This window comes from Cryobacterium zhongshanensis, from assembly GCF_022760445.1.
Lineage (GTDB): Bacteria > Actinomycetota > Actinomycetes > Actinomycetales > Microbacteriaceae > Cryobacterium > Cryobacterium algoricola.
Genome location: NZ_JALGAR010000004.1, coordinates 308,415 through 334,735 on the forward strand (window position 1 = coordinate 308,415; position 26,321 = coordinate 334,735).

24 protein-coding genes and 1 pseudogene are annotated in these 26,321 nt (G+C 64.4%); 14 read left to right on the top strand and 11 right to left on the bottom strand.

Features of this window, described 5'->3' with window-relative positions; all coding sequences use genetic code 11:
* Positions 1-23: 23 nt before the first annotated feature.
* The 5 genes from gyrB to dnaA form a co-directional block, all read right to left on the bottom strand.
* A complete protein-coding gene (gene gyrB, locus MQH31_RS15570; protein ID WP_134534758.1) occupies positions 24-2,000 on the bottom strand; it encodes a DNA topoisomerase (ATP-hydrolyzing) subunit B in 1,977 nt (658 codons plus the stop codon).
* A 122-nt stretch (positions 2,001-2,122) separates the two neighbouring features.
* A complete protein-coding gene (locus tag MQH31_RS15575; RefSeq protein ID WP_134534759.1) occupies positions 2,123-2,611 on the bottom strand; it encodes a DciA family protein in 489 nt (162 codons plus the stop codon).
* The gene (gene recF, locus MQH31_RS15580) at positions 2,604-3,794 is read right to left on the bottom strand and encodes a DNA replication/repair protein RecF (protein WP_243012804.1); all 1,191 of its coding nucleotides are present in this window, start codon (positions 3,792-3,794) and stop codon (positions 2,604-2,606) included. The genes MQH31_RS15575 and recF overlap by 8 nt, the downstream gene beginning before the upstream one ends.
* Positions 3,795-3,802: 8 nt before the next feature.
* Positions 3,803-4,951, bottom strand: a complete 1,149-nt coding sequence (gene dnaN / locus MQH31_RS15585; protein ID WP_243012805.1) for a DNA polymerase III subunit beta — start codon at positions 4,949-4,951, stop codon at positions 3,803-3,805.
* 371 nt (positions 4,952-5,322) lie between these two features.
* Positions 5,323-6,744: a chromosomal replication initiator protein DnaA gene (dnaA, locus tag MQH31_RS15590; protein ID WP_134534762.1), complete on the bottom strand. Its 1,422-nt coding sequence runs from the start codon at positions 6,742-6,744 to the stop codon at positions 5,323-5,325.
* A 442-nt stretch (positions 6,745-7,186) separates the two neighbouring features.
* Between dnaA and rpmH the strand changes: the two genes are divergently transcribed.
* From rpmH to MQH31_RS15630, 8 genes are all read left to right on the top strand, one after another.
* The gene (gene rpmH, locus MQH31_RS15595) at positions 7,187-7,324 is read left to right on the top strand and encodes a 50S ribosomal protein L34 (RefSeq protein ID WP_010204566.1); all 138 of its coding nucleotides are present in this window, start codon (positions 7,187-7,189) and stop codon (positions 7,322-7,324) included.
* 8 nt (positions 7,325-7,332) lie between these two features.
* Entirely contained in the window at positions 7,333-7,725 is a 393-nt protein-coding gene (gene rnpA / locus MQH31_RS15600) for a ribonuclease P protein component (RefSeq protein WP_308196470.1), read from the top strand.
* A 27-nt stretch (positions 7,726-7,752) separates the two neighbouring features.
* Positions 7,753-8,064, top strand: coding sequence for a membrane protein insertion efficiency factor YidD (gene yidD / locus MQH31_RS15605; protein WP_243012806.1), 312 nt, complete (start codon positions 7,753-7,755; stop codon positions 8,062-8,064).
* 8 nt (positions 8,065-8,072) lie between these two features.
* Positions 8,073-9,050: a membrane protein insertase YidC gene (gene yidC, locus MQH31_RS15610; RefSeq protein WP_134448555.1), complete on the top strand. Its 978-nt coding sequence runs from the start codon at positions 8,073-8,075 to the stop codon at positions 9,048-9,050.
* A gap of 66 nt (positions 9,051-9,116) precedes the next feature.
* On the top strand, positions 9,117-9,635 hold the full coding sequence (locus MQH31_RS15615) for a Jag family protein (protein WP_134534764.1): 519 nt from the start codon (positions 9,117-9,119) through the stop codon (positions 9,633-9,635).
* Positions 9,636-9,650: 15 nt separating this feature from the next.
* Positions 9,651-10,280, top strand: coding sequence for a 16S rRNA (guanine(527)-N(7))-methyltransferase RsmG (gene rsmG, locus MQH31_RS15620; protein ID WP_243012807.1), 630 nt, complete (start codon positions 9,651-9,653; stop codon positions 10,278-10,280).
* Between the two features lie 51 nt (positions 10,281-10,331).
* Positions 10,332-11,303, top strand: coding sequence for a ParA family protein (locus MQH31_RS15625; protein WP_372488171.1), 972 nt, complete (start codon positions 10,332-10,334; stop codon positions 11,301-11,303).
* Positions 11,303-12,370 (top strand): ParB/RepB/Spo0J family partition protein, encoded by a 1,068-nt coding sequence (locus tag MQH31_RS15630; RefSeq protein WP_243012808.1) that lies wholly within the window; start codon positions 11,303-11,305, stop codon positions 12,368-12,370. Before MQH31_RS15625 ends, MQH31_RS15630 begins: the two co-directional genes overlap by 1 nt.
* Before the next feature lie 487 nt (positions 12,371-12,857).
* Here MQH31_RS15630 and MQH31_RS15635 read toward each other — a convergent pair whose 3' ends face one another.
* The 6 genes from MQH31_RS15635 to MQH31_RS15660 all read right to left on the bottom strand — a co-directional run bounded on the left by MQH31_RS15635 (position 12,858) and on the right by MQH31_RS15660 (position 20,836).
* Complete coding sequence (locus MQH31_RS15635; protein ID WP_134534768.1) at positions 12,858-13,817, bottom strand: D-alanine--D-alanine ligase family protein; 960 nt, start codon at positions 13,815-13,817, stop codon at positions 12,858-12,860.
* Between the two features lie 42 nt (positions 13,818-13,859).
* Positions 13,860-15,179, bottom strand: a complete 1,320-nt coding sequence (locus MQH31_RS15640; RefSeq protein ID WP_243012809.1) for an aminotransferase-like domain-containing protein — start codon at positions 15,177-15,179, stop codon at positions 13,860-13,862.
* 136 nt (positions 15,180-15,315) lie between these two features.
* A complete protein-coding gene (gene trxA / locus MQH31_RS15645) occupies positions 15,316-15,639 on the bottom strand; it encodes a thioredoxin (protein ID WP_134534770.1) in 324 nt (107 codons plus the stop codon).
* 70 nt (positions 15,640-15,709) lie between these two features.
* Positions 15,710-16,684, bottom strand: a complete 975-nt coding sequence (trxB, locus tag MQH31_RS15650) for a thioredoxin-disulfide reductase (protein ID WP_243012810.1) — start codon at positions 16,682-16,684, stop codon at positions 15,710-15,712.
* A gap of 134 nt (positions 16,685-16,818) precedes the next feature.
* A complete protein-coding gene (gene murJ / locus MQH31_RS15655; protein ID WP_243012811.1) occupies positions 16,819-18,438 on the bottom strand; it encodes a murein biosynthesis integral membrane protein MurJ in 1,620 nt (539 codons plus the stop codon).
* Positions 18,431-20,836 (bottom strand): DUF6049 family protein, encoded by a 2,406-nt coding sequence (locus tag MQH31_RS15660; protein WP_243012812.1) that lies wholly within the window; start codon positions 20,834-20,836, stop codon positions 18,431-18,433. The genes murJ and MQH31_RS15660 overlap by 8 nt, the downstream gene beginning before the upstream one ends.
* 80 nt (positions 20,837-20,916) lie before the next feature.
* Between MQH31_RS15660 and MQH31_RS15665 the strand changes: the two genes are divergently transcribed.
* The 6 genes and pseudogenes from MQH31_RS15665 (at position 20,917) to dnaB (ending at position 26,320) form a co-directional block, all read left to right on the top strand.
* Entirely contained in the window at positions 20,917-22,350 is a 1,434-nt protein-coding gene (locus MQH31_RS15665) for a CCA tRNA nucleotidyltransferase (protein WP_243012813.1), read from the top strand.
* 267 nt (positions 22,351-22,617) lie between these two features.
* Positions 22,618-22,986 (top strand): annotated as a pseudogene (gene rpsF, locus MQH31_RS20910) (30S ribosomal protein S6); the annotation flags it as partial.
* A gap of 219 nt (positions 22,987-23,205) precedes the next feature.
* Positions 23,206-23,709 carry a single-stranded DNA-binding protein gene (locus MQH31_RS15675; protein ID WP_134534775.1) on the top strand — a complete coding sequence of 168 codons (504 nt, stop codon included), beginning with the start codon at positions 23,206-23,208 and terminating at the stop codon, positions 23,707-23,709.
* Positions 23,710-23,770: 61 nt separating this feature from the next.
* The gene (gene rpsR, locus MQH31_RS15680; RefSeq protein ID WP_035835236.1) at positions 23,771-24,034 is read left to right on the top strand and encodes a 30S ribosomal protein S18; all 264 of its coding nucleotides are present in this window, start codon (positions 23,771-23,773) and stop codon (positions 24,032-24,034) included.
* Positions 24,035-24,042: 8 nt separating this feature from the next.
* On the top strand, positions 24,043-24,492 hold the full coding sequence (gene rplI / locus MQH31_RS15685) for a 50S ribosomal protein L9 (protein WP_134448533.1): 450 nt from the start codon (positions 24,043-24,045) through the stop codon (positions 24,490-24,492).
* 436 nt (positions 24,493-24,928) lie between these two features.
* On the top strand, positions 24,929-26,320 hold the full coding sequence (dnaB, locus tag MQH31_RS15690) for a replicative DNA helicase (RefSeq protein ID WP_134534776.1): 1,392 nt from the start codon (positions 24,929-24,931) through the stop codon (positions 26,318-26,320).
* The last annotated feature ends 1 nt before the right edge of the window (position 26,321 follow it).

Consider the following 26,321-nt stretch of genomic DNA (forward strand, 5'->3'; position numbering starts at 1 on the left):
TGCCGGTGGTGTTGTTGGTGTCGTCAGATGTCAAGGAAACGCACGTCCTTCGCGTTCTTCTGGATGAAGTTGCGGCGGGACTCGACGTCCTCGCCCATCAGTGTGGAGAAAATCTCGTCCGCCGCCGCTGCGTCGTCGAGCGTGACCTGGAGCAGCGTTCGGGTCTCAGGCGCCATCGTGGTTTCCCACAGCTCCTTGTAGTCCATCTCGCCGAGCCCCTTGTACCGCTGGATGCCGTTGTCCTTGGGGATCCGCTTGCCCGCTGCCGCGCCATCGGCGAGGAGCGCGTCGCGTTCCTTGTCGGAGTAGACGTATTCGTGCGGGGAGTTCGTCCATTTGAGCCGGTACAGCGGCGGCTGCGCGAGGTACACGTAGCCGAGGTCGATGAGCGGCCGCATGTAGCGGAACAACAGGGTCAGCAGGAGGGTCGTGATGTGCTGGCCGTCGACATCCGCATCGGCCATCAGGACGATCTTGTGATACCGGACCTTGTCGGGATTGAATTCCTCGCCCATGCCGGCGCCGAATGCCGTGATCATGGCCTGGACCTCGGCGTTTCCGAGGGCACGGTCGAGCCGCGCCTTCTCCACGTTCAGGATCTTGCCGCGAAGCGGGAGAATCGCCTGATACTCCGGGTTCCGGCCCTGGACCGCGGAGCCGCCGGCCGAGTCACCCTCGACGATGAAGATCTCGGAGAGGGACGGGTCCTTGCTCTGGCAGTCCTTGAGCTTGCCCGGCATGCCGCCACCCTCGAGGAGGCCCTTGCGCCTGGCTGTTTCGCGCGCCTTGCGCGCCGCCATCCGGGCGTTCGACGCCTGGAGCGCCTTGCGAATGATCTCCTTGGCCGAGATCGGGTTGCGGTTGAACCAGTCGGACAGCTGGTCGTTGGCGACCTTCTGCACGAAGGACTTCGCCTCGGTGTTTCCGAGCTTCGTCTTGGTCTGGCCCTCGAACTGCGGTTCGGCGAGCTTGATCGACACAACGGCGGTCAGGCCTTCGCGCACATCGTCACCGGTGAGGTTGTCATCCTTTTCCTTGAGGATGCCCTTTTCCCTGGCGTACTTGTTGACGAGGGTCGTGAGCGCCGCGCGGAAACCCTCTTCGTGGGTGCCGCCCTCGTGGGTGTTGATCGTGTTCGCGTAGGTGTGGACGCTCTCCGTGTACGCGGTGGTCCACTGCATGGCCACTTCGAGGGCCATCTTGCGTTCGTGGTCCTCGAATTCGAAGGAGATGATCTCTTCGTTGACGAGTTCGGCCTTCTTGGCACGGTTGAGGTACTCGACGTAGTCGACGAGTCCCTTCTCGTACATGAAGGTCTTGTGCATCGGGGCGCCCTCGGCGTCGAGGTGCTCCGGTCGTTCGTCGGTGAGCGTGATAGTGAGTCCCTTATTAAGGAACGCCATCTGCTGGAAGCGCGCCCGCAGGGTCTCGAAGTCGAAGTCCGTGGTCTCGAAGGTTTCGGCGCTCGGCCAGAACGTGATCGTCGTTCCGGTCTCTTCGGAGGCTTCGTCCTGGCTCAGCGGGGCGAAGGGGACACCGTCGTGGAAGCTCTGCCGCCACACGTGGCCCTGGCGGCGGACCGCAACGTCGAGCCGGGAGGACAGCGCGTTGACCACGGAGCTGCCGACGCCGTGGAGGCCACCGGAAACCGAATAACCGCCGCCACCGAATTTACCGCCGGCGTGGAGCACGGTCAGGACGACCTCGACCGTCGAACGGCCCTCCGCCTTGTGGATGTCGACGGGGATGCCGCGACCGTTGTCTGCGACGCGAACGGCGCCGTCGGCGAGGATCTCAATGCCGATGGTGTCGCAGTATCCCGCGAGGGCCTCGTCCACCGAGTTGTCCACAATCTCGTAGACCAGGTGGTGCAGACCTCGGGGACCGGTCGACCCGATATACATACCGGGGCGCTTCCGAACGGCTTCAAGTCCTTCGAGGACCTGGATATCGTCGGCGCCGTATCCATGCTCCGGCTCGATCAATGGTTCGACTGACATCTGTTATGGAGCTCCTGACCGTCGCGCGGGCGACCCTTGAGTCTACCAAACAGGGCATGGCCTCCCGGCCATAAACGGGGATCTGACGCGTTTTGCCTAGTCGGTTGACCTGTTTTGGCTCCCTAGCCGTAGGTATCGCGTGGACCGCGCCCTGGAATTGATCTGGGACCCTTTTTCCAGGAGGGAGCGTTGGGTCCCTGAAAACGGATTGACACGATGCCCGCGTCCGGATAGCGGACGGAGATGTGCGTCATGATTTCGACGCGCATCATCCGGAGCTGGGTCGCCCACGCCGTCGACTCGCAGTGCACGGTCAGCACGCCCTCGTCGATGCCGGCGGGAGTGGAGTGTTTCGATGTTTCCTCACCGGCGAGTTCGATCCAGGATGCGAGCAGTTCCGACTGCGCGAGGGGTGAGTTCCACCCGAGCTGCATGGTCAGGGAGTCGATCGTGTCGCCGAGGCCACGTGGATCGCGGCCGATGCCGAACGGAACACTCGAACCGGTGTCGTCCCGTACCCGGCGCCTGGCCTTCACGCGCTTCGCGTTCGGGTCGCCGAACACGTCCTTGAACCGCAGGTAGACCCGTGCGGCCTCGCTCTGCTCAGCCATCGACGACCTCCCCTGCGTTGATATGAATGGTGTGCGCCGCCAGTTGTTTGGGGACATCCTCGAACACGGCCGCAGTGATGAGCACCTGATCGAATCCCAGCACCGCAGCCGCGAGGCGGCTGCGGCGGGACTGGTCGAGTTCAGCGAAGACGTCGTCGAGGATGAGGACGGGATCCCCGCTCGCGGAATCCCTGCGCAGGAGTTCGGCGGCCGCGAGCTTGAGCGCGAGGGCGAATGACCAGGATTCGCCGTGGCTCGCATATCCCCGCGCCGGCAGGGCGTTGAGCATGAAGACGACATCGTCGCGATGCGGGCCGACCAGGGTCATCCCGCGGTCGAGTTCTTTCCGGCGAACGCCGGAAAGGGCCGCCCGGAACAGCTCGGCAGTCGCCCCGGCCTCCTTCGCGATCCCTGCGGTGCCGGCCGATCCACCGGAGGATGTACCGACATCAGTGCCTTCGTCGCTGCCGAGCGTGTCGTCCGAACCGAGGATGCTGAGGGCGCCGAGCAGCGCCGGGCCGTGATCGGCGTCGACGACGGCCTCATACGCAGAGCGAAGGGGACCGCCGAGTTCATCGGTGAGCTTCGCCCTCTCGTCGATGATCTCCGAACCGAATTCCACGAGACGGTCGTCCCAGACCTCGAGCGTTCCGAGCTGGGTTGTGCGCAATCCGGACGCCCTGGCGGATTTCAACAGGGAGTTGCGCTGCCGCAGCACCCGGTCGTAATCGGCAAGCACCCCGGTGAGACGAGGGGACCGGAGTACCAGAAGCTGGTCGAGGAACCGGCGTCGCCCCGACGGGTCGCCGCGCACGAGCGCGAGGTCTTCCGGAGCGAACAAGACACTCGAGAAATACCGCGGCAGCTCCCGCGTCTTGATCACCGAGCGGTTGACTTGCGCCCGGTTCAGTCCGGACCGGTTGATCTGCACTTCGGCGAGGAGATCCCTGCCGTTGTATTCGAGCTTCGCCCGGATGATGGCGGCGTCCTCGCCGGACCGGATCATCGCGGCCGTCGTGGACACCCGGTGCGAACCCAGTGTGCTCAGAAAGCCGAGAGCCTCGACCAGGTTGGTTTTGCCCTGGCCGTTGCTCCCGACGATGAGGTTGGGTCCGGGATTGAACGGAACCTCGACCTGCGCATAGTTGCGGAAGTCGGTCAGGGACAGGTGAGTTACCCGCACCGCAGTTCTTAGCGCAACAGCAGGTTCGGCTGGAGCAGGTACTTGTAGCTGTCCGCACCCGGCTGGTCACGCGAACTCTGGCTCGTGATCAGGACAGGTCCCGGCTTGTTGGGGTTTTCCGTCTTCGTGAATGAGATCCGCACGAATTCGGAGTGCACGGCCGTGAGGCCGTCCAGCAGGAACTGCGGTTTGAGGGAGACGACGGTTTCAACGCCGGACAGTATCGCATCGACGGATTCCTTCGCCTGCGCCTGCTCCGACCCGACTGCTTCGAGAGTGAGTCCGTCGGTCGTGAAGCTGAAACGTAGCGCGGCTTCACGCTCGAGCACGAGAGCGACGCGACGGGTGGCCTCGATCAATTCCGCGGTGTTCATCACGGCGTAATTGTCGACCTGGTCAGGGAAAAGCCTGCGAACGGGCGGGTAGTTCCCCTTGATCAGGAGGCTCGTGACAGTCTTCTTGTCCGCGGTGAATGCGATCAGTTCGCGATCGTCGGTGTTGGTGATCGCCACGGAAATCGTGCCGCTGTGGCCGAAGGTCTTGCCGAGTTCCTGCAGGGTGCGGGCGGGTACGAGCGCGGTGATGGTGTCTGTGGCGACCATCGTGCCCGGATCCCAGTCGATTTCCCGGACGGCGACGCGGTAGCGGTCGGTCGCAACGAGGCTCAGGCTGTTCTCCGAGATCTGCAGCTGAACGCCCGTGATCACCGGAGTCACGTCGTCACGCGATGCGGCGACGGCGACCTGGGCGACTGCTGCGGCGAAATCCTCGGCCGGAACAAGGCCGGCTTGTCCGCTCACGACGGGGATGCTCGGATATTCCTCGACAGGCATGGACAGGAGCGTGAAGCTCGCGCTTCCACAGCTGACGGTGATGCGGGAATCCTTGGTCACGAAGCTGACGGGAGCATTCGGCATCCGGCTGGCGATCTCCGCGAGGAGACGACCGGAGACGAGAACCCGACCGGTCTCTTCGACCTCGGCTGCGATTTCCGTTTGTGCGGAGACCTCGTAGTCGAATGACGAGAGGATCAAGCCGGTCGCTGTTGCCTCGATCAGCACACCACTCAAAATGGGCAGCGTGGTGCGCTGGGGAAGGAGTTTGACAGCAAATGAAACGGCTTCGCTGAAAACGTCCCGGTTGGCCTGAAATCTCACGAAGTCACTCCTGTCGGTCGGAGACCTGTTTGGGCTCAATGGTAGTCGTTCTCACAACGGCTTCTGCGTCGTTCGATTTCCTCCGGCTTCGGAGGAAAGGTTGTCGGCCAGAGAGAAGTTTAAGTTTTTGTTAATCTTCTTAACCGTTGTGGAAACTGTGGATAACTCTGTGGATGCGGCTCATTCACTGGGAACTACAAACATGTAACTTGTGGGCAGCCTGTGAGCGTTAATCGGCTTCCGGTTCAGGACGAGCCTGTCGGCGAGCGGAGTTTGCACAAGCCCTTCCGGAGTTTCCACAAATTCGCACGAGTTGTCCGACGAGTTTCCACAGGGTTATCCACAGCTGTGAAAACTGAGGGATTTTGCACTTATTTGTAGCGGTGGTCCTGTTTGATGCGGTTGGTGAGTTCCGTGACCTGGTTGTAGATCGACCGGCGTTCCTTCATGAGCTCGCTGATCTTCTTGTTCGCATACATCACCGTCGTGTGGTCCCGGTTGCCGAACAACTGGCCGATTTTCGGGAGCGACAGATTGGTGAGTTCCCGGCAGAGGTACATCGCGATCTGACGGGCCGTGGCAACCGCCTGGGAGCGGGAAGAGCCGTAGAGGTCGTCGACCGTGAGCTTGAAATAGTCGGCGGTGTTGGTGATGATGTCGACCGGCGCGATGACATTGTCCTCGTCGAGGGTGATCAGGTCCTTGAGCACCGTCTGGACGAGGTCCATGTCGACCGGAGTCCGGTTGAGGCTGGCGAAGGCGGTGACCCTGATCAGGGTGCCTTCGAGTTCACGGATGTTGGACGAGACCTTCGACGCCATGAATTCGAGGATGTCGTGGGGGACCTGGAGCTTCTCGCTCTGGGCCTTCTTGCGCAGGATCGCGATGCGGGTCTCGAGGTCGGGTGCCTGGACATCCGTGATGAGGCCCCACTCGAACCGGGAGCGCATGCGGTCTTCGAAGCCGGTCAGTGCCTTCGGCGGCAGGTCACTCGTGATGACGACCTGCTTGTTGTGATCGTGCAGGGTGTTGAAGGTGTGGAAGAACGCCTCCTGTGTCTCCGCCTTGCCCTGCAGGAACTGGATGTCGTCGATCATCAGGATGTCGATATTGCGATACCGGGACTGGAATGCCGAGCCGCGGTTGTTCGCGATCGAATTGATGAAGTCGTTGGTGAATTCCTCGGAACTGACATAACGCACGCGGATGCCCGGGTACAGGCTCATGGCGTAGTGGCCGATGGCGTGGAGCAGGTGCGTCTTGCCGAGTCCGGACGAACCGTAGACGAAGAGCGGGTTGTATGCCTTGGCCGGCGCCTCGGCGACGGCGACGGCAGCCGCGTGTGCGAAGCGGTTCGACTGCCCGATCACGAAATTGTCGAAGCTGTACTTCGAATTGAGCCGGGTGTCGTGCGGGCTTTCCACGGGCGGCGCGCTCTCGAAAACCGATTGGGGCGTTGCCGGGGTCTCGACATCCCGCGGCAGTGCGGTCTCCTGGACCGGTCGGAGCGACTCCTGCTCGAGTTCCGGGTTGACGACCACATAGAACGTGGACACAGCGGTCGCATCGGACAACTTGCCCATCGCGGCGAGCAGGGGAACCCGCATCCGCTGGTTGAGCATGCTCGCGGTGAACTCGTTCGGCACCTCGAGGTAGAAGGTGCCGGCGGCGATGCCCTTGGGTTCGACCAGGTTGAGGAAGCCGTAGAGCATGGGAGTGATGGTGTCATCCGATTCGAGGCTGGTGAGCACTGCCCGCCAGGTGTCCGCGATCGGTTGTTCTTCGGCTGCCATTGTTCCCTCTGTCGATACTGTCTGTCGGTACTGTCTGTCGGTCTTGTTGAAAACTTGTTGAATGCACCCGGCATCGCCGGAAGAGTCGACACCAGTGTGAGCCGAATCGACGGCCTCAGCAAAAGCATCCACAAGGTTATCCACCGCCTGTGTGCAATTCGGGCTGTGTTTTACAGGCAATGGGGGCTGCCTGTGGATAACTTGTCCTCACGGTAGTCAATGACGGCCGCGGCGGCCAACTCTGTTGTGGATTCGGTACGTGTCGTTCACCGGAAACCGCGAAAAGATGTGCAGAATCTTCCGTTTGCCGCCGTCGGGTTTGACCAGCACCGATTGAGGCCGTAGTTTTAATCAGTTGACCCCAGCCCGCGGGCTACCTCACTCTTTCCCGGCCGCTCTACATTTTTTGGCCTGCGGAGATTCAATACGTGGAGACCACACAATGAGCAAGAGAACTTTCCAGCCGAACAACCGTCGTCGCGCCAAGGTGCACGGCTTCCGTCTTCGCATGCGCACCCGCGCCGGCCGTGCAATCCTCGGTGCCCGCCGTCGTAAGGGTCGCACCGAGCTTTCCGCCTAAGCACTCCCGTGCTCGCGGGGACCAATCGCATCACGAGCGGCAGCGACTACAAGATGGTCGTTCGCCGTGGCGTGCGTGTTGTTGGTCCGCATTTCGTGACGTACCTGCGTGACAACACCGAGGGGCTTCCCCCTCGGTTCGGTTTCATCGTCGCCAAGAACGTGGGGAACGCCGTCCGGCGCAACCGAATGCGCCGTCGCCTGAAGGCGGCGTGCTTCGGTCTGCTCCCCTCGGTGCACCCCGGCACGGATGTCGTCATCCGGGCACTTCCGGCGGCGCACGAATTGGACTGGCCCGTTCTTCAGGCCGAAGTCGGCCAGGCGCTCCAGAGTTTCGAGCGCCGAAAAGCGGCAGGCACCACCGGATCCGGGCATCGCCGGCCGGAACGACTGCCCTCGTGATGCGGCGTCTGCGATGAGGTCAGCCTCATGAAGTCGGTCCTCGTGTGGATCCTTCTGATCCCACGCAATCTCGGAGTTGTGCTGCTGCGCGTCTACCGCGCGGTGGTCTCACCGCTGTATGGCGACGTTTGCAGGTACTATCCCTCTTGTTCGGCGTACGCACTCGGTGCCGTTCAGGAACATGGCCTGGTTATCGGGTCCGGTCTGGCGGCTCGCCGTCTTGCCCGGTGTCATCCGTGGGCCGAAGGCGGAGTCGATGACGTTCCGCTGAAGCGCAAGCGTCGCTACGCCGTGACGTCGTTTGGATTTGTAGTCCCAGTGAGCCACGGAAAGGGCTGACCCAAAGTATGGACCTCCTAGGTACGATTCTCTGGCCTTTGAAATGGGCTGTCGAGCTCCTGCTCGTCGCCTTCCACTGGTTGTTCACGACCGTCGGACTCGGCTACAACGACGGCATCACCTGGGTCCTTGCGATCGTCGGGCTCGTGCTCGTCGTGCGCGCCGCGCTCATCCCCATCTTTGTACGGCAGATTCGCAGCCAGCGCAAGATGCTCGAGGTAGCCCCGCAGCTCAAGAAGATCCAGGACAAGTACAAGGGCAAGAAGGACCAGTTCTCCCGCGAGGCGATGTCCCGCGAGACCATGGAACTCTACAAGCGCACGGGTACGAACCCGCTGAGCTCCTGCCTCCCGCTCCTGCTGCAGATGCCGATCTTCTTCGCGCTGTTCTCGGTGCTCAATGACGCCCAGCACGCGAAGGCCGGCGTCGGGCCGCTCAACTCCCAGCTCGCCGAGAGCTTCGGCAGCGCCACCCTGTTCGGGGTCGCCCCGCTGCACGAATCGTTCTCCACCCAGTGGGCCCTGCTCGTTGCCGGCAGCCCGTACAACCTCGCCGTGATGCTCATCGCGGCCACCATGGTCGTGCTGATGACCGCCTCGCAGTTCATCACGCAACTGCAGATCGTCTCCAAGAACATGTCGCCGGAAACCAAGGCGAGCCCGATGTTCAAGCAGCAGCGGATGATGTTGTACCTACTCCCGCTCGTCTTCGCCTTCTCCGGTATCGCGTTCCCGCTCGGCGTCATGTTCTACTGGCTCACCTCGAACATCTGGACCATGGCCCAGCAGTTCCTGGTCATCCGCAACATGCCGACACCGGGCAGCGAAGCAGCGAAGGCCCGCGAGGAGCGTCTCGCCCGCAAGGGAAAGCTCATCGCCAAGGACGGCGACATCATCGTGGTCGAGGAACCGAAGAAGCAGCAGCCACAGCGCCAGCAGCCCGTCGGCAAGTCCCGGGCCAAGAAGCAGACCGGCCCGAAGAAATAGACTGAGCCGCACGGCCGGAACGGCCGCACGGAACGACTGAACAGAACCACGGAAGAGACGGACATCGTGACTGAGAACACCGACGTGATCGCCGCGGCCTCCCCCGCGGAAGACGACTCCCCCACCCTCGATCAGCTCGAGAAGGAGGGGGACGTTGCCGCGGATTACATCGAGGAATTCCTCGACATCTGCGACCTCGACGGGGACATCGACATCGACGCCCGCAACGGGCGCGCCTACGTGTCGGTCAATTCGACGGATGCCGGAAGCCTGCGCCTCCTCTCGCGTCCGGACACCGTGAACGCCCTCCAGGAACTGACCCGCCTCGCGGTACAGAACAAGACCGGGTCGTTCTCTCGGTTGATCCTCGACATCGGCGGTTCCCGCGAGGCCCGCCAGGCGGAGCTGGGCGTCCTGGTGACCCGTGCGATCGAGCGCATCGTCGCAGGCGCGACGGAAGCGTCCCTGCCGCCCATGTCCTCCTACGAGCGCAAACTCGTGCACGATCTCGTCTCCGAGCACGGATACGTGTCGGAATCGACGGGTGAGGGCCGCGACCGCCACACGGTCATCACCGCGGCGTAGTTTCACGTGGAACACGTGAACGACACGCTCGAGATCGAACCCGTCGTCACCGCGGGACTCTTCGGGGTACGCATCGACGTGGCGCGGGCCTTCGCGGCCAACCTGGCGAGCCAAGGTGAGGAGCGTGGCCTGATCGGCCCGCTCGAATTGCCCAGGCTCTGGAGCCGGCACATCCTGAACTGTGCGATCATGGCACCCCTGCTCCGCCCGGGACTGGTCGGTGACGTCGGGTCCGGTGCCGGGTTGCCTGGGCTTGTGCTCGCGATCATGCGGCCCGACGTTGAATTCGTGTTGATCGAACCGATGGAGCGGCGCGTCGCCTGGCTGACCGAGCAGGTTGCCGAGCTCGGTCTGGCCAATACGAGCGTGATCCGCGCCAGAGCTGAGGATGTGCACCTCCCGCAGGCACTCGATCAGGTCACTGCGCGAGCAGTAAGCGCTTTCCGGACTCTGATTCCCCTGACGGCGCCGCTCGTCAAGGCAGGGGGCGAGCTCGTGCTGATGAAGGGTGCCGGGGCCCCGGGAGAGATCTCGGCGGCGACCAAGGAGATCCGACGGTTCCACCTCAGCAATGTCGAGGTCATCACGCTCGGCGAGGGCGTGCTGCAGGACGTCACGCGGGTCATAAGGGCTACAGTTGATTAGTCCCCGATTGGTGTTTCGCAGCTGCGAACATGGATCGTGCAGCACCCTCGGATGGCTCTTCAACCGTCGAACGTAAGGTTTCACGTGAAACAACCCGGCCAGGATCAGCACGACACCGCGTCCGCACCCGGTTTTGACACCAGCACTCCCCTCGCGAGGGAAATCAGCGAGCTGACGCGCCGACGTCAGGTGATCGCGGCGGAGCAGCTACCGAAGCCCGAACGGACGCGGATCATCACGGTGTCGAACCAGAAGGGCGGCGTGGGCAAGACCACGACCGCCGTGAACCTGGCTGCGGCATTGGCGCGTCAGGGTGCCCGGGTGCTCGTGATCGACCTCGACCCGCAGGGAAACGCGTCGACCGCCCTCGGCGTCGAACACCGCGCGGACACCCCGAGCGTGTATGACGTGATCATCAATGACATGGACCTCGCGTCCGTCGTGCAGAGCAGCCCGGAGTTCGGTTCCCTCTTCTGCGTGCCGGCCACGATCCACCTCGCCGGAGCCGAGATCGAGCTCGTCTCTCTCGTGGCCCGCGAACAGCGGCTAAGCCGGGCCCTGAGCGTGCACTTGAAGACGATGACGGATCCGTACGACTACGTATTCATCGATTGTCCCCCGTCACTCGGACTTCTCACGATCAACGCCTTCGTGGCCGCGAAAGAGGTCCTCATCCCGATTCAGTGCGAGTATTACGCGCTCGAGGGCCTGAGTCAGCTTCTGAAGAACATCGAGCTGATCGAGAAACACCTCAACCCGGAACTCACCGTGTCGACGATCCTGCTGACGATGTACGACAGCCGCACCAATCTGGCCAACCAGGTGGCACAGGACGTGCGCGATCACTTCCCGAATCAAGTACTGAGCACCCTTATTCCGCGCTCCGTACGGGTTTCTGAAGCGCCGAGCTATGGCCAGAGCGTGATCAGTTACGACTTGAACTCGGCAGGATCGCTCTCCTACCTTGAAGCAGCAGCGGAAATCGCCAGGCGCGGTGCCCCCCAGACAGGAGAACGACAGTAATGGCGAAGAGAACAGGCCTCGGCCGCGGCATTGGCGCCCTGATTCCGATTCAGGACGACCCGACCCTCGCTCGTCCCGTGGATGTCTTCTTCCCCTACTCCCCCGCGGCCAAGGCCAGTGCTGCTGCGGCACTGGCCGCCGCCAACGAGGCGGCGGGGATCGGTACGGTCGAGCTCGCAGTCGTGCCGGACGCGGATGTCCCAGCTGTTCCCACCGCGCCGGAAGAGCCGGAAACGGAGGCCACCCTCCTGGTACCGGTTCCCGGTGCCCGGCTCGCTCACCTCAACCCGTTTGACATCGTCCCGAATGCGCAGCAACCCCGCAGCGTCTTCGACGAGTCCGATCTCGCCGAACTGGTGCACAGCATCCGAGAGGTCGGGGTGCTGCAGCCGATCGTGGTGCGCCCGCTCCCGGACCAGCCCGGCAAGTACGAGCTCGTCATGGGCGAGCGGCGGCTGCGCGCGACCAAGGAAGCCGGGCTCGATTCCATTCCCGCCGTCGTCCGTGAGACCGCGGACGTCGATATGCTGCGTGACGCGCTGCTCGAGAACCTGCATCGCGCGCAGCTGAACCCGCTCGAAGAGGCGTCCGCATACCAGCAGCTCCTCGCGGACTTCGGCATCACCCAGGACGAGCTGGCACAGCGAATTGGCCGGTCAAGGCCGCAAATCACGAATACCATCCGGCTCCTGAAGCTTCCTGAGGCCGTGCAACTGCGCGTAGCGGCCGGGGTCTTGTCCGCCGGGCATGCCCGCGCGATCCTCTCCGTCGGAGACCCAGAAGGGATGCTTCGGCTCGCGGACAAGATCGTCAACGAGGACCTGTCTGTCCGTGCAGCGGAGGCCGCGGCGACCGCGGTGCCGAAGGTGCAGGCGCCGCGCCCGTCCGCGGGCAAACGTCAGGGTCACCTCGACGAGATCGCCCTTCACCTCGGCGATCGTCTGGACACCCGGGTGAAGATCAACCTGGGCGCGCGCAAGGGGCAGATCAACATTGATTTCGCCACGATCGGCGACCTGAACCGGATCCTGGCGGTTCTGGGCGAGCCCGGTTTCGGCTCCAACTAGTCCCTGCACCACGCGGGAGTACATTCGTGCGGTGTTTCACGTGAAACATCCGGCGCAGGAGCCGTGCGGTTCCGGTTCCGGAATCTGTCGCGTTGATGTGATGCTCTGTGCATGTTTCACGTGAAACCATGGCGCGAGTTACAAAATGTGTGCATGTTTCACGTGAAACACGGCGGTCGAACTACAGACCGCAGCATTGCGCCGCTGGATGGAGTCACACCGAGCCTCTGACGTGTCGGGTGAATCAATAGGGTGCCGTGGATGTTTCACGTGAAACACCCTTTTTACCGGTTCACTGTCGCGCGCCGGGTCTGGTGTGAATGTTTCACGTGAAACGGCGTCACAAATGACCAGGAGTGGCGTGAAATTCGAGTGATTTCAGGTCGCCAGAACGCATCCTAAGCCGACTTCGGAGTTTCCGGAATTCTCGGATCGGGGCCAAATTGGGTCGAATTCGGTGGAAATTTGGCGATCCGGGCGGTTCGGGTCAGTCGATGGTCGCGACCGCGGCACGTGCGAGAGACTCGTAGACGTCACCGAGCGTCGCACCCGAGGCTTCGATGGACTGGGGGACCAGTGAGGTTTCCGTGAGTCCGGGAAGCACGTTCGCCTCGAGGAACCAAACCAACCCGTCATCGTCGACGATCAGGTCGATCCGGGAAATGTGCCGGAGTCCGAGCAAGGCGTGGATTCCGACCGCGGTCTCGGAGACAAGGGACGCTGTCTCTGGGGTGATGCGGGCGGGAGCATAGAAGAGGGTCTCGCCGGCGTTGTACCGGGCTTCAAAGCTGTACACGCCGTTGACCGGGACGATTTCGACCGCGGGAAGGGCGCGGGGGCCGTCCCCTGAGTCAATGACCGTCACGGCGAGCTCGGTGCCGCGTACCTTCTCCTCGACGAGGGCAACGGAATTGTAGGTGTACGCCTCGACCATGGCTCGGGGGAGTTCGGCCGCCGTTTCGACGATCGTCACTCCCTGGGCGGATCCGCCCTGGGAGGGCTTCACGACGAGGGGAGTGGGGAGCGCCGTCAGGAGGTGCTCGAGCACGCTCGCGGCACCGAGGTCACGGAAGGTCTCCTTGGAGAGGGCGATCCAGTTCGGAGTCGCGAATCCGGCTCGCCGGACGAGTTCCTTGGCGGTGGGCTTCGTCCAGGCGAGGCTTGCCGGGCCGCCGCGCGAGCCGACGTGGGGGATTCCCGTCGTCTCGAGGAGCGCCAGAAGGGCACCGTCCTCGCCGGTTGCGCCGTGCACGACCGGAAAGATGACGTCCGGCGCCCGGGTGGTGAGGTCGAGCAGGAGCCCGGCCTGGGGGTCGAGGAGGGTGACCTTGTGCCCGAGAACGGTGAGGGCATCCGCTACCCGGCGGCCCGATCGGAGTGAGATATCGCGTTCATGCGAGATTCCACCGGCTAGGACGACGATCGCCAGGGGAGAAATATCGGTCATGATCAGGGATTCCTTGCTAATCGCTTGGGAATGGTGCTGGGGTTAGGAGATATCGGTCGGTAGCGGGTTGAAGCGACCGGGGGTGCGGACCGGATCGAGCGAGCCGGTGCCGGCAAATGTTTCCAGGAGGTCGAGCTCGTCGCGGACGACGGTCGCCAGGCGGCGAACGCCGACGCGGATCTCAGCGGGTGTGGGATAGCAGAACGACAGCCGGATGTTCTGCTGCCCGTCGCCATTGGCGAAGAATGCCGTGCCCGGCGTGTACGCGACGAGCTCCTTGACGGCACGAGGGAGCATGGCCTTGGAATTCAGCAACGGGGGCAGGGTGACCCAGACGTAGAACCCGCCGTTGGGATTCGTCCAGGTGAGCTCGGGCAGGTACTCGTCGAGGGCGTTCAGCAGTGCGTTCTTGCGCTCGTGGTACACCCCGCGGAAGGTATTGATCTGGGCCTTCCAGTTCGCCGTCGCGAGGTACTCCGAGATCACGAGTTGGCTGAATGAGCTCGGCGACAACACGGCCGCTTCGTTGGCGAGCACGAGCTTTTCCCTGATCGCGTGCGGCGCGAGGGCCCAACCGACCCGGAAACCCGGAGCGAGAGTCTTGGAGAAGGTGCCGAGGTAGACCACGCCGTCCTGTTCGAGGGAGCGCATCGCGGCCGGCGCCGGCCGATCGAAGTAGAGGAGCCCGTAGGGGTTGTCCTCGAGGACGAGGATATTGTTCGCCCGGCAGATCTCGAGGATCTCGATGCGGCGTTCCCAGCTCAGTGTGACCCCGGCAGGATTGTGGAAGTTCGGGATCGTGTACAGGAACTTGATGGTCTTGCCGGTGGCGCGGAGCTGCGCGATGTGTTCACGCAGGGCCTCGGGAATGAGTCCGTGTTCATCCATGGGAACGTGGTCGACCTCGGCCTGGTACGACTTGAAGATGACCATGGCTGTGACGTAGCTCGGGCCCTCGGAGATGACGACGTCACCGGGGTCGAGGAAGAGCTTGCTGACGAGCTCGAGCGCGTGCTGCGAACCCGTCGTGACGACGACGTCGTCGGCGTGGGCGCGGATGCCCTCAAGCGCCATGACGTCGAGGATCTGCTCCCGGAGTGCCGGTACGCCCTGGCCGGAGCCGTATTGCAGGGCGACGGGCCCCTGTTCCCGCATGACGCGTTCCATGGCGTTGACCACGAGGTCAGGCGGCAGGGCGGCCACGAACGGCATTCCCCCGGCCAGGGAGACGACCTCGGGCCGTGAGGCGACGGCGAAGAGGGCACGCACTTCAGAGGCGCGGAGACCTGCGGCTCGCTCGGCGTAGTGGTGGTACCACGGGTCGAGGTTGTTACCGGCCTGGGAAGAGCCCTGTGCAGTCACGTCACATCCGTTCTGGTGAGGCTTCAATCGTAGGCCCACCCGGATATGACGAGGCCCGCCCGGCAGGAGCCGGGCGGGCCTCGTTGATCTCTACGTGCGGTGTTTCACGTGAAACCGTGTCCAGTGGACGGAACGATCAGGCCAGGTAGGCGGCCAGGTCGGAAACGAGGACGACCTTCGGCTTGGCGCCGATGACCGTCTTCACGACCTCGCCCTTCTGGAACACCTTCATCGCGGGGATGGAGGTGATCTGGTACTTCGCGGCCAGGGCGGGGAAGTCGTCGACGTTGAGCTTGACGATGTCGAGCTTGTCGGAGTGCTCTGCGGCGATCTGGTCGAGAATCGGGCTGACGGCGCGGCAGGGGCCGCACCATTCTGCCCAGAAGTCCACGAGGACTGTCTTCTCGTTGTTGATGACTTCCTGGTCGAAAGTCGCGTCTGTAACGGCACGTGCGGACATGTGTGCTCCTTAGCTAAAGCCTGTTGGGAAACTGGCTGTTGGGAAACCGGGTGTTTGGGAAACTATCTGTTTAGTTGGTGGCTGTCTCGAATACGGCGTCGTCGGTGCCGGTCAACAACTCCGTGGCAAGAGCGGCGAGGAAATTCTCCGCGTCGAGCGCCGCGACGGTGCCGGATGCGGCAGCGGTCACGGCCTGACGGTAGTGCGGGTCGATGACGTCGCCGGCCGCGAAGACACCCGCCTGGCTGGTCCTGGAGGAGCGCCCGTCGACCGCGATGGTGCCATCGGTCGTGAGGTCGAGCTGCTGGTGCACAAGATGCGTCCGCGGGTCATTGCCGATGGCGATGAAGACGCCGCCCACCGGAAGCACGTTCTCGGCCCCGGTAACCGTGTCGCGCAGAACCAGGCCGTCGACGGCATCCGTGCCCGTGATGCCCGTGACCGTCGAGTTCCAGATGAATTCGATCTTCGGGTTGGCGAAGGCGCGTTCCTGCATGATCTTGGAGGCGCGCAGGGTGTCCTTGCGGTGCACGACATAAACCTTGCTCGCGAACCGGGTCAGGAAGGTCGCTTCTTCCATGGCTGAGTCGCCGCCGCCGATCACGGCAATCGTCTTCTCCTTGAAGAAGAAGCCGTCGCAGGTGGCACACCAGGAGACCCCGCGGCCGGAGAGGCGTTCTTCGTCTTCGAGTCCGAGCTTGCGGTACGCGGAACCGGTCGCGAAGATCACGGTCAGGGCCTCGTGGGTTTCACCGGAGCCGAGCGTGACGGTCTTGACGGAACCCGTCAGGTCGAGTTCGGTGACGTCGTCATAGACGACCTCAGTGCCGAAACGTTCGGCCTGCTCCTGCATCTTCTGCATCAGGTCGGGACCCTGGACACCCTCGGGGAAGCCGGGGTAGTTCTCGACCTCTGTCGTGTTCATGAGTTCGCCGCCGGCCTCCACCGAACTCGCGATGAGGAGCGGTGCGAGGTTGGCACGTGCGGCGTAGATGGCAGCCGTGAATCCGGCCGGGCCGGAGCCGATGATGATGATCTGACGCACGCGTAGACTCCTTCGCAGTGGGGGCAGGGCAGGTGCTCTCGCCTCGCTGCCGGGTACAACACATCCTAATCGGATGCTATTCCGCGTCTCCCGGCCAGGACCCCGCGTTCACGGTCGGTTGCCAGTGTGCCGGGCTAGTTCGTTCCGCGCGGGCGGAACCGGTTGATCAGGGGTACCAGGAAGACCCGGAGTTCCTCGCTGCGCATGAGCAGCAGCATGCCGAAGTAGGCGAGCGCCATCACAGCCCCGATGATGGCCATCGACACGATCGCTTCCAGGCGGCCGGAGACGGCGAAACCGCCCTCGTGTGTACCGCCCAGGAGGAACAGAAGGCCCAGGCCCAGGATGAGGGAAGGGAGTGCGGCGACCAGGTAGCGGATCAGGCTCCGCAGGATGCGGCGGCCGTCGATCCCGCCCAGGCGGCGACGCAACAGGTGGCCGGCCAGGACCGTCTGCAGGATTCCGGACACCGTCACGACGAGCGCGATGCCGACCGCGATCCAGGCCGGGGGCAGCAGGGAGCACCCGAGCACTCCGCCCACGACCAGGATGACCTGGAACAGCGTGAAGAAGAACGGCGTACGGGTGTCGCCGAGCGCATAGAAGGTGCGCTGCAGGACGAACAGCACGCAGAATGCGACGAGGCCGAGGATATAGGCGATGATCACGTTCCCGGTGCCCTGTACCTGCTCGAACTTCCCCTGGGTGAACACTGCGGCGAACGGATAGGCGCAGACGAGGATGACCGTCGACGCGAGCACGATCAGGAGCGATGTCCCTCGGATAGCCGACGAGGCATCCGTTCTGAGCTTCACGACGTCACCGCGGGAGGCATGCTCGCTCATGCCGGTGAAGTAGGCCGTGGCGACCGAAACGGTGATGACCGAGTGCGGGAGCATGAAGATGAGCCAGGCTGTCGCAAGCACGGCGACGGATGCCTTACCCGTGGCCTGGGTGACGACCTGGGTTTCGACAATCCCTGCGGCCGTGGTCAGCAGGAGCATGCCGAAGGTCCAGCTCGCGGTCTTCCCTGCAGCGCCGAGACCGACACCGCGGAACTGGAAATCGGGGCGGAAGCGCAGTCCGATTCGACGCCAGAAGTAGAAGAGCACGACGGCCTGGGCGACGACGCCGAGGGTGGCCGTGCCGCCCAGCAGAGCGATCATGCCCGGCGTGAATTCGCCTGCCGTGCGATCGCCGTTCGGGTCGGTACCGGCGACGAGGGCGAAGACCAGGATTCCCGCGAGGGCGACGACGTTGTTGAGGACCGGGACCCAGGTGAAGGGTCCGAACGACTTGCGCGCGTTCAGGACCTCACCCAGAACCGTGTACAGGCCGTAGAAGAAGATCTGGGGCATGCACCAATAGGCGAAGGCGATGGCGAGGTCCAACTGCGCTGGAGGCAGGTGCAGGCCGATGAAGGGTGTGATGACCGGGACCAGGAGTGTCGCGGCGAGGGTGGTGACCGCGAGGATGGAGAGGGCGAGGGTCAGCAGCTTGTTGATGTACGCGGTGCCGCCGTCGAGGTGCAGGCCGGCCCTGACGATCTGGGGGACGAGAACCGCGGTGAGGACTCCGCCGGCGACGATCGTATAGACGGTATTCGGCAGTTGATTGGCCAGCGCGAACGCGTCGGCGCTCGTGCCGTAGAGGCCGATCACGGCGGCGAGGACGATGACCTTCACGAAGCCCAGGATGCGGGAGACGATCGTGCCGGAGGCGAGGAACGCGCTCGCGCGCCCGATGCTAGCCACGCGGCACGACCGGAGGCTCGGCGGGGATGTCGGTGGGTTCATCGGTGGGGTCATCAGTGGGGCCATCGGCGGGGCCATCGGCGGGGCCATCGGCGGTCGGAAGGATCGCAGTGCGTTCCCGGCGGCGGCGCTGCACGTTTCGCCAGATCCCGAATCCGAAGAAGAGGACGAGCAGTGTCGCGAAGATCAGCGAACCGAGGCCTTCCCAGTCCGCGCGCACGTTGATCGGGATGTGAGCGGGCTGGCCGACAATGGAACCGTCCGGCGTGAACAGGGTGATCCGCAGGGTGACCGCGCCGTTTCCGACGGCGGCGGTCACGGGGACCTTGACGGTCCTGGCGGAGGACGCCTCGATCGTGGCCTCGATGACGTCGCCGCTCACGATGAGCCGGCCGTTGGACGGGACGACCTGGACCTTCACCGTGACGGCCTGCGCCAGGGCATTGTCGAGGGTGATCGGGATGTCGACCTGGCTGCCGACGACGTTGATCGGACCCTTTGTCGACACGCTGATCGAGGAGAGCAGTGCTGTCGAGTCCACGAGACTCGCATCGACGGCCTCGCTCCAGGCTTCCGTGTCCCGCGCCCAGCTCGTCGACAGCAGTGCGAGCGTCGTCAGCCGTTGGGCGGCCGTGATGGCGAGCGGGGTGGACAGCGCCGTTGAGAACGACGTGACCTCCCGCTCGCGCTCGAGCAGGCTGCGCGCCTTCTCGATGCGGATGCCGGAAACCGCCTGGGACTGGAAGCTGACGTCCGTGGCAGGCGATGCCGCGCGTGCGGTGGCCAGGCTCGCCGGTGCCCGCCAGCCCAGGCTTGCCAGGGCTGCGAGGGTTTCACTCAGCCGGGCGCCGCCCGGCACGGTGTCGCGGTCGAAGGTCGCGAGGAGGGTGCGCGCCGTCGCCGGGCGTTCGGCGGAGACGACCGCGATGTGGGAACTCAGTTCGGCCATGGCGACCTGCCAGTCGGTGTCCGTCGTCGCGGTGGCCGCTGCCCTGAGTGCTGCGGAGATCGGCTCGTCGGTGACAAGAGCGTTTCCGTGGCCGCCGGCCAGGACCACGTTCGCGTTGGGGGTTTCGGTGAGGTCCGACTGGGCGGTGTTCGCCCCGCCGAGGATGAGGCTCGAAAGGCCGGCCGCCGTGAAGGTGTCGAGGTCAGCGGCCGCGACCGTGCCCGTCGCCGGCCAGCCGACGTCGGTGGCCGTGTAGTTCCAGGCCAGGAGTTGCTCGCTCGTGGGGGGCGTACCCGGAGCGGTCGTCGGTGTCGGAGTGGGAGTGGGAGTGGGCGTCTCCGGGGTGGCCGCGGGGGTGGCCGCGGTGTTGACCAGGCCGGCGGGGGCGCTGCCGGTCGTCGTCGGAGTCGGCGTCGGTGCCGGTATCGATGCCGGCGGTGTGGGTGTCGGGGACGCGAAATCCGAGGCGTTGATGGACTGGTCGAACGAGATCGGAGCCAGGAGCTTTCCCGACGCGGCCTGGGACTGGAGCGTGAGGTCGGCATCCGCATAGCCGAGCGGGAATATATCGTTTCTGGCCTCGCTCAGGCGCTTGAGCCAGGCGAGGGAACTCGGAGGCGCCGCGTTGCCCAGGATGCGGATCGACGCGATGATCATCGGGTCGATCGCGAGCGTGACGTCGCGGTTGATCACGCCGTCGAGCTGACGGGTGAGCCTGCCACCGGGAGCGGTATAGGTTTCGAGCGATTTCGCCGGGATGAGTCCGGTGTTCTGCTCCGGCACCGTGATCGGCATCACGACGGAGAGACCGACCGGGGTGACGACCTCGTTGGAATACCAGACGAAGGTGCCGCGACCCTGGGCGAGCACGGACCCGTCCTCGGTGATGGTGGCTGAGATGCCGCGGGCCCCCCAGGCATTGCCCGAGGTCAGGCCGACGTCGGAGGCGGGCACCGTGATGGCGACGCTTGCGGTCCCAGAGGGCGGAATGGCGGCCGGAAGCTCTGAACGCAGCATCAGGTCGCCCGGCTTCCCGACCTTGGTGGGATGCAGCCAGGCGGTGAGCGCGCTGCGGCTGGTCAGGGCGCGTTCGGCGAGGTAGACCTCGATCGTGCCGGGCGTGATGGTGTCCGAACTGTCATTGGTGATCCGAACGGTGACCGCGAGGTCCTCCCCGGACCGGAGGGGCGCAAGGGAGACGGGGGCGACCGTGACCGTGACGGGCTCCGCGGCCGTGGCATCCGCTGTCGGCGCGGGCGTGGGAGTCGCCGTGGCCGCGACCGCCGTGGCGATCGGCGCGCCGGGGACGAAACCCGACGAAGCCAGGGGAAGCAGTCCGGCGAGGATGCCGATCAGGAGCGCGGAGACAGGGACCCTGAGGTGCGACCAGCGGCTGCTCGCCGCTGACGGGAGCGCGGGCCGACGCGCAGTACTTGACTCGGCCACCATATAGGGGATTCTACGGCGTGCGCCCTGGGTAACCGGTCTGCGACAGCAGCACGAGGCGACCAGGAACTAACATGGGGGGCATGCAGAGCGTCGCGACAGCCCTCACGCGGCTGGGCGACCTGGCTGCCACTCCTCCCGTATCCCGTCTGGCCCTGGCCTTCGAGGCCGCGGGCCATGAGCTTGCCCTCGTCGGCGGTCCGGTGCGCGACGCGTTCCTGGGCCGAACGCTTCACGACCTCGATTTCACGACGGACGCGACGCCGGAGCAGATCCTCGAGATCGTGACCCCGATCTCCGAGGCGCAGTGGGACATCGGGCGGGCCTTCGGCACCATCGGGGCCAAGGTCGCCGGTGAGACCGTGGAGATCACGACGTACCGGGCGGACAGCTACGACGGGGTGACCCGCAAGCCGGAGGTCGTGTTCGGCCTGAGCCTGGAGGACGACCTGCTCCGCCGGGACTTCACCGTCAACGCGATGGCGCTGCGCCTCCCCGGACTGACCCTCGTCGACCCGGCGAATGGGATCGGCGACCTCATGGCCGGGGTGTTGCGGACCCCGATCTCGCCGGAGATCTCCTTCGGCGACGACCCGCTGCGCATGATGCGTGCCGCGAGGTTCACCGCCCAGCTCGGTTTCACCCTCGATCTCGACACGGCGATCGCGATGGACGCGATGGCGTCGAGCATCCGCAACATCTCGGCGGAACGGGTGTGTGAGGAGCTCTGCAAGCTCCTCCTCTCCGACAACCCGCACGGCGGCCTCGAGCTGCTCGTGGACTCCGGCCTGCTCGACATCGTGCTGCCGGAGATACCGGCCCTGCGCCTCGAGGTCGACGAACACCACCACCACAAGGACGTCTACCAGCACACCCTCACCGTGCTCGACCAGGCCATCGGGTACGAGAAGTCCCGGGAGAGCTTCCCGGGCGGCCCTGACCTGATCGTGCGGCTTGCCGCCCTGTTCCACGACATCGGGAAGCCGGCGACCCGGAAGCTCGAGCCCGGCGGAATCGTGAGTTTCTACCACCACGACGTGGTGGGCGCCAAGCTCGCGAAGAAGCGCCTGCGGGCGCTGCGCTTCGACAATGACACGATCGCGGCCGTGTCCCGGCTCATCGAGCTGCACCTGCGCTTCTTCGGATACACCGAGGGTGCCTGGACGGATTCGGCCGTCAGGCGCTACGTGCGCGACGCCGGCGACCAGCTCGAACGGCTGCACATCCTCACCAGGGCCGACGTGACGACCCGCAACCGGCGCAAGGCCGACCGGCTGGGCTTCGCGTACGACGACCTCGAGCAGCGCATTCGTGAGCTCGCCGAGCAGGAGGAGATGGCCGCAGTGCGGCCAGACCTCGACGGAGAGCAGATCATGGCGATCCTCGGCGTGAAGCCGGGCAGGGAGGTCGGCGAGGCCTACCGTTTCCTGCTCGAACAGCGCCTCGACGACGGGCCACTCGGTGTCGAGGAGGCAACACGTCGCCTGCAGGCGTGGTGGGCCGGCCACGGCCAGTAGCCACTCCTCACCAGGGGCGGATGCGCGCAGTTCTGCACAGGTGCGGCATCCGGCCGCTGGGCGCACGCGCGTCGCGGCATGCTCGGGCTGAGAACGCAGGTGCGGCGCGGAGGGCGCCGCGCCGCTGTGGTGGCTTTTGGCCGCCTCATCGAGTAGTCTGGGCAGGTTGTCTGCGTGCCGGATTCCCGGCCTCCGCTCTCAGCACATGCACAACCCTCCTGTTGCAGAGATTCTGCAGCCGTTTAGTCCGAAGGAGGTGGGTTAGTCATGCATCAGTACGAGTTGATGGTTATCCTCGATCCCGAGATCGATGAGCGCACCGTAGCTCCCAGCCTTGACAAGTTCCTCAACGTTGTTCGCAACGATGGTGGAACGATTGACAAGGTTGACGTTTGGGGTCGCCGCCGTCTCGCATACGAGATCAACAAGAAGTCCGAAGGCATCTACGCCGTCGTCGACTTCACCGCGAACGCTTCTGCCACGGCCGAGCTCGACCGCCAGCTGAAGCTGTCGGAAGCCGTCATGCGCACCAAGGTTCTCCGCGCAGAAGAAGGCATCGCCCAGGTTGCCGTCGCGAGCAAGCTCGCCGCCGAGAAGGCCGCCCGCAAGGCAGCCAACCCGAAGGTCATTGCCGCGAAGGCCGAAGCCGCAGCCGCCCCGACCGCCAAGGTCGCCGCGTCTGTCAAGCCCGCATCGGCTCCCGCCGCCGCAGCCGTCAAGGCCGCAGCACCGGCAGCTCCTGCAGCCCCGGCAGCAGTCGTCACCCCGGCAGCAGTCGCCAAGCCCGCAGCGGTCGCCACACCGGCACCCGCAGCAGCCGCCGACACCGCCGACAAGGCAAGCGACAAGTAGCCCATGGCCGGCGAGACCGTAATCACCGTGGTGGGCAACCTGACCAGCGACCCGGAACTGCGTTATACGCAGGGCGGGTTGGCGGTTGCCAACTTCACCATCGCATCCACTCCGCGCAATTTCGATCGCGCGGCCAACGAGTGGAAAGATGGCGACGCATTGTTCCTGCGCGCGAGCGTTTGGCGTGAATTCGCCGAGCACGTCGCCGGTTCACTGACCAAGGGTTCTCGTGTCGTCGCTACTGGGCGGCTCAAGCAGCGTTCCTATGAAACGAAGGAAGGCGAGAAGCGCACAAGCTTCGAGCTGGAAATCGACGATATCGGTCCTTCGCTCAAGTACGCCACTGCTTCGCTCACTCGCGCTGCATCGTCGTCTTCCCCCCGCGGCGGTAACACCGCAGCGGCCGGGAACGACGAGCCCTGGGCAGCCACTCCGCCCGCCGCCGTCAACAGCGGTGGCGACGTGTGGAACACCCCGGGCAACTTCAGCGACGAGACACCCTTCTAGCCACTCGCGGCGCCCCGGCGCTGCCTGGCTGAAACGCACTTCTTAAGAAAGTAAGGAAATCATGGCTGGAAAGTCGAGCGGCGACCGCCGCAAGCCGCTCCGCGGAGCTAAGGGTGGCAAGAACGCCGCTCCCGCGAAGTCGATCCGGGTTGGTGTCATCGATTACAAAGATGTCCCCACCCTGCGCAAGTTCATCTCCGAGCGTGGAAAGATCCGCGCCCGTCGTATCACCGGTGTCTCCGTCCAGGAACAGCGCCTCATCGCCCGTGCCGTCAAGAACGCCCGCGAAATGGCGTTGTTGCCCTACGCCGGCTCAGGCAGGTAGGTAGCCAAATGTCGAAAATCATTCTGACGCACGAGGTCTCCGGCCTCGGCGCACCCGGCGACATCGTCGAGGTCAAGAACGGGTTCGCCCGTAACTACCTCTTCCCGCAGGGTTGGGCCGTTTCCTGGACCCGCGGAGGCGAGAAGCAGATCGAACAGATCAAGGCTGCTCGTGTCGCCCGTGAGCACGCCACGCTCGAAGAGGCCCAGGCCCTGAAGGCAACCATCGAGAACACCAAGGTCCGTCTGGTCGTCAAGGCCGGAACGGGCGGACGCCTCTTCGGCTCCGTCAAGACCACGGATGTTGCCGAAGCCGTCGCCGCTGCAGGCCTCGGCGCCATCGACAAGCGCAAGATCGAGCTCAGCCCGATCAAGTCTGTCGGAGAGCACCAGGCAACGGTTCGTCTTCGCGACGAGCTGAGCGCCACCATCACCCTCGTGGTGGTAGCAGCCAAGTAAGCAGTCACACTGCCGGCCTAGCGGCGGACTCCTCACGGAGTCCGCCGCTAGGCTCGTTTAAGGCTTTAACCACCCCTTTCGAGGGTGTTTTCAGTTGGTGAATCCCCGGATTTGTACACAGGATTTATTCTGAGCACAAACATTCAAGGTGTACTTGAACCTGCTTTTTACCCACAGGTGTGAATAGAATTAATGCCTGATCAGACCGCATTAACTTTTCAAAGAAGAATAGTTCTCCACAGCCGAGTCCACAGGTTGTGCACACGACTTGCGGCGTTTCGCCCCTCTTGTGCACAGTGTTATCCACAGGGGTATTTGTCGCCTGGGGAAACCGGTCCGTATCGTGGGCACGCGGCCGGATATCGAGGTGTGCCGGAATCGTCCGATGGTGTCGGCGGTCCCTGATAGAACATCACCACGGATAAAGGAGGCACCGTTGTCGATCGCTCACCTGGGTCTTGCGGACAAACGCGGTACTGATCCGCGCAGCGGAACCGAGACCCGATACACCGAGCGAACGCTCCCGCACGACCTCCTCGCCGAACAGAGCGCCCTCGGCGGCATGATGCTCAGCAAGGACGCCGTCGCAGACGTCGTCGAGACCGTTCGCGCCGCGGACTTCTACATCCCCAAGCACGAGCTGATCTTCGACGCGATCCTGTCGCTCTACGCGCAGGGCGAGCCGACGGACGTCATCGCCGTCACCGACGAACTCACGAAGCTCGGCGAACTCTCCCGAGCCGGCGGCGCAGACTACCTGCACACCCTCACGAGCCTCGTCCCGACCGCGGCCAACGCCGGATTCTATTCGTCCATCGTCGCCGAGAGGGCGCTGCTGCGCCGCCTGGTCGAGGCCGGAACGCGCATCGCCCAGATGGGCTACTCGGGCGAAGGCGAGGTGCTCGACCTCGTCAACAACGCCCAGGCCGAGATCTACGCCGTCACCGGCAGCACCGAGACCGAAGACTACGTGCCCCTCACCGAGGCCGTGACGGCGGCCATCGACGAGATCGAGGCCGCCAAGGGCAAAGACGGCCAGATGACCGGCGTGCCGACCGGATTCGCGGACATGGACGAGCTCACCAACGGTTTCCACCCCGGCCAGCTCATCATCGTCGCGGCACGTCCTGCGCTCGGAAAGTCGACCCTGGCGCTCGACTTCGCGCGCTCGGCATCGATCAAGCACGACATGCCGAGCATCTTCTTCTCCCTGGAAATGGGACGCAGTGAAATCGCGATGCGCCTGCTCTCCGCCGAGGCATCCGTGCCCCTGCAGAGCATGCGCAAGGGCACCGTCGACGCCAGGGACTGGACCACGATCGCCGCAACGCGCGGCCGGATCAACGACGCACCGCTCTACATCGACGACAGCCCCAACATGACGCTCGTCGAGATCCGCGCGAAGTGCCGCCGCCTCAAGCAGCGCGTCGGCCTCAAGATGGTCATCATCGACTACCTGCAGCTGATGACCTCCGGCAAGAAGGTCGAGTCCCGCCAGCAGGAAGTCAGCGAGTTCTCCCGGGCGCTCAAGCTCATGGCCAAGGAACTGCAGGTTCCCGTGATCGCCCTCTCCCAGCTCAACCGTGGACCGGAACAGCGTGCGGACAAGATGCCGGCCATCTCCGACCTGCGCGAGTCCGGTTCACTCGAGCAGGACGCTGACATGGTCATCCTGCTGCACCGCGAGAGTGCATACGAGAAGGACAACCCGCGGGCAGGCGAGGCCGACCTGATCGTGGCCAAGCACCGCAACGGACCCACGCGCACCGTGACCGTCGCCTTCCACGGACACTATTCGCGCTTCGCCGACCTCGCGCCCGGTTCGTAGA

Excerpts from the sequence above, each read along its gene's own strand:
- gyrB (WP_134534758.1), bottom strand. The coding sequence starts at position 2,000 with ATGTCAGTCGAACCATTGATCGAGCCGGAGCATGGATACGGCGCCGAC.
- MQH31_RS15575 (WP_134534759.1), bottom strand. The coding sequence starts at position 2,611 with ATGGCTGAGCAGAGCGAGGCCGCACGGGTCTACCTGCGGTTCAAGGAC.
- dnaA (WP_134534762.1), bottom strand. The coding sequence starts at position 6,744 with ATGGCAGCCGAAGAACAACCGATCGCGGACACCTGGCGGGCAGTGCTC.
- rpmH (WP_010204566.1), top strand. The coding sequence starts at position 7,187 with ATGAGCAAGAGAACTTTCCAGCCGAACAACCGTCGTCGCGCCAAGGTG.
- yidD (WP_243012806.1), top strand. The coding sequence starts at position 7,753 with ATGAAGTCGGTCCTCGTGTGGATCCTTCTGATCCCACGCAATCTCGGA.
- yidC (WP_134448555.1), top strand. The coding sequence starts at position 8,073 with ATGGACCTCCTAGGTACGATTCTCTGGCCTTTGAAATGGGCTGTCGAG.
- MQH31_RS15625 (WP_372488171.1), top strand. The coding sequence starts at position 10,332 with ATGGCTCTTCAACCGTCGAACGTAAGGTTTCACGTGAAACAACCCGGC.
- MQH31_RS15630 (WP_243012808.1), top strand. The coding sequence starts at position 11,303 with ATGGCGAAGAGAACAGGCCTCGGCCGCGGCATTGGCGCCCTGATTCCG.
- MQH31_RS15635 (WP_134534768.1), bottom strand. The coding sequence starts at position 13,817 with ATGACCGATATTTCTCCCCTGGCGATCGTCGTCCTAGCCGGTGGAATC.
- trxA (WP_134534770.1), bottom strand. The coding sequence starts at position 15,639 with ATGTCCGCACGTGCCGTTACAGACGCGACTTTCGACCAGGAAGTCATC.
- MQH31_RS15660 (WP_243012812.1), bottom strand. The coding sequence starts at position 20,836 with ATGGTGGCCGAGTCAAGTACTGCGCGTCGGCCCGCGCTCCCGTCAGCG.
- MQH31_RS15665 (WP_243012813.1), top strand. The coding sequence starts at position 20,917 with ATGCAGAGCGTCGCGACAGCCCTCACGCGGCTGGGCGACCTGGCTGCC.
- MQH31_RS15675 (WP_134534775.1), top strand. The coding sequence starts at position 23,206 with ATGGCCGGCGAGACCGTAATCACCGTGGTGGGCAACCTGACCAGCGAC.
- rpsR (WP_035835236.1), top strand. The coding sequence starts at position 23,771 with ATGGCTGGAAAGTCGAGCGGCGACCGCCGCAAGCCGCTCCGCGGAGCT.
- rplI (WP_134448533.1), top strand. The coding sequence starts at position 24,043 with ATGTCGAAAATCATTCTGACGCACGAGGTCTCCGGCCTCGGCGCACCC.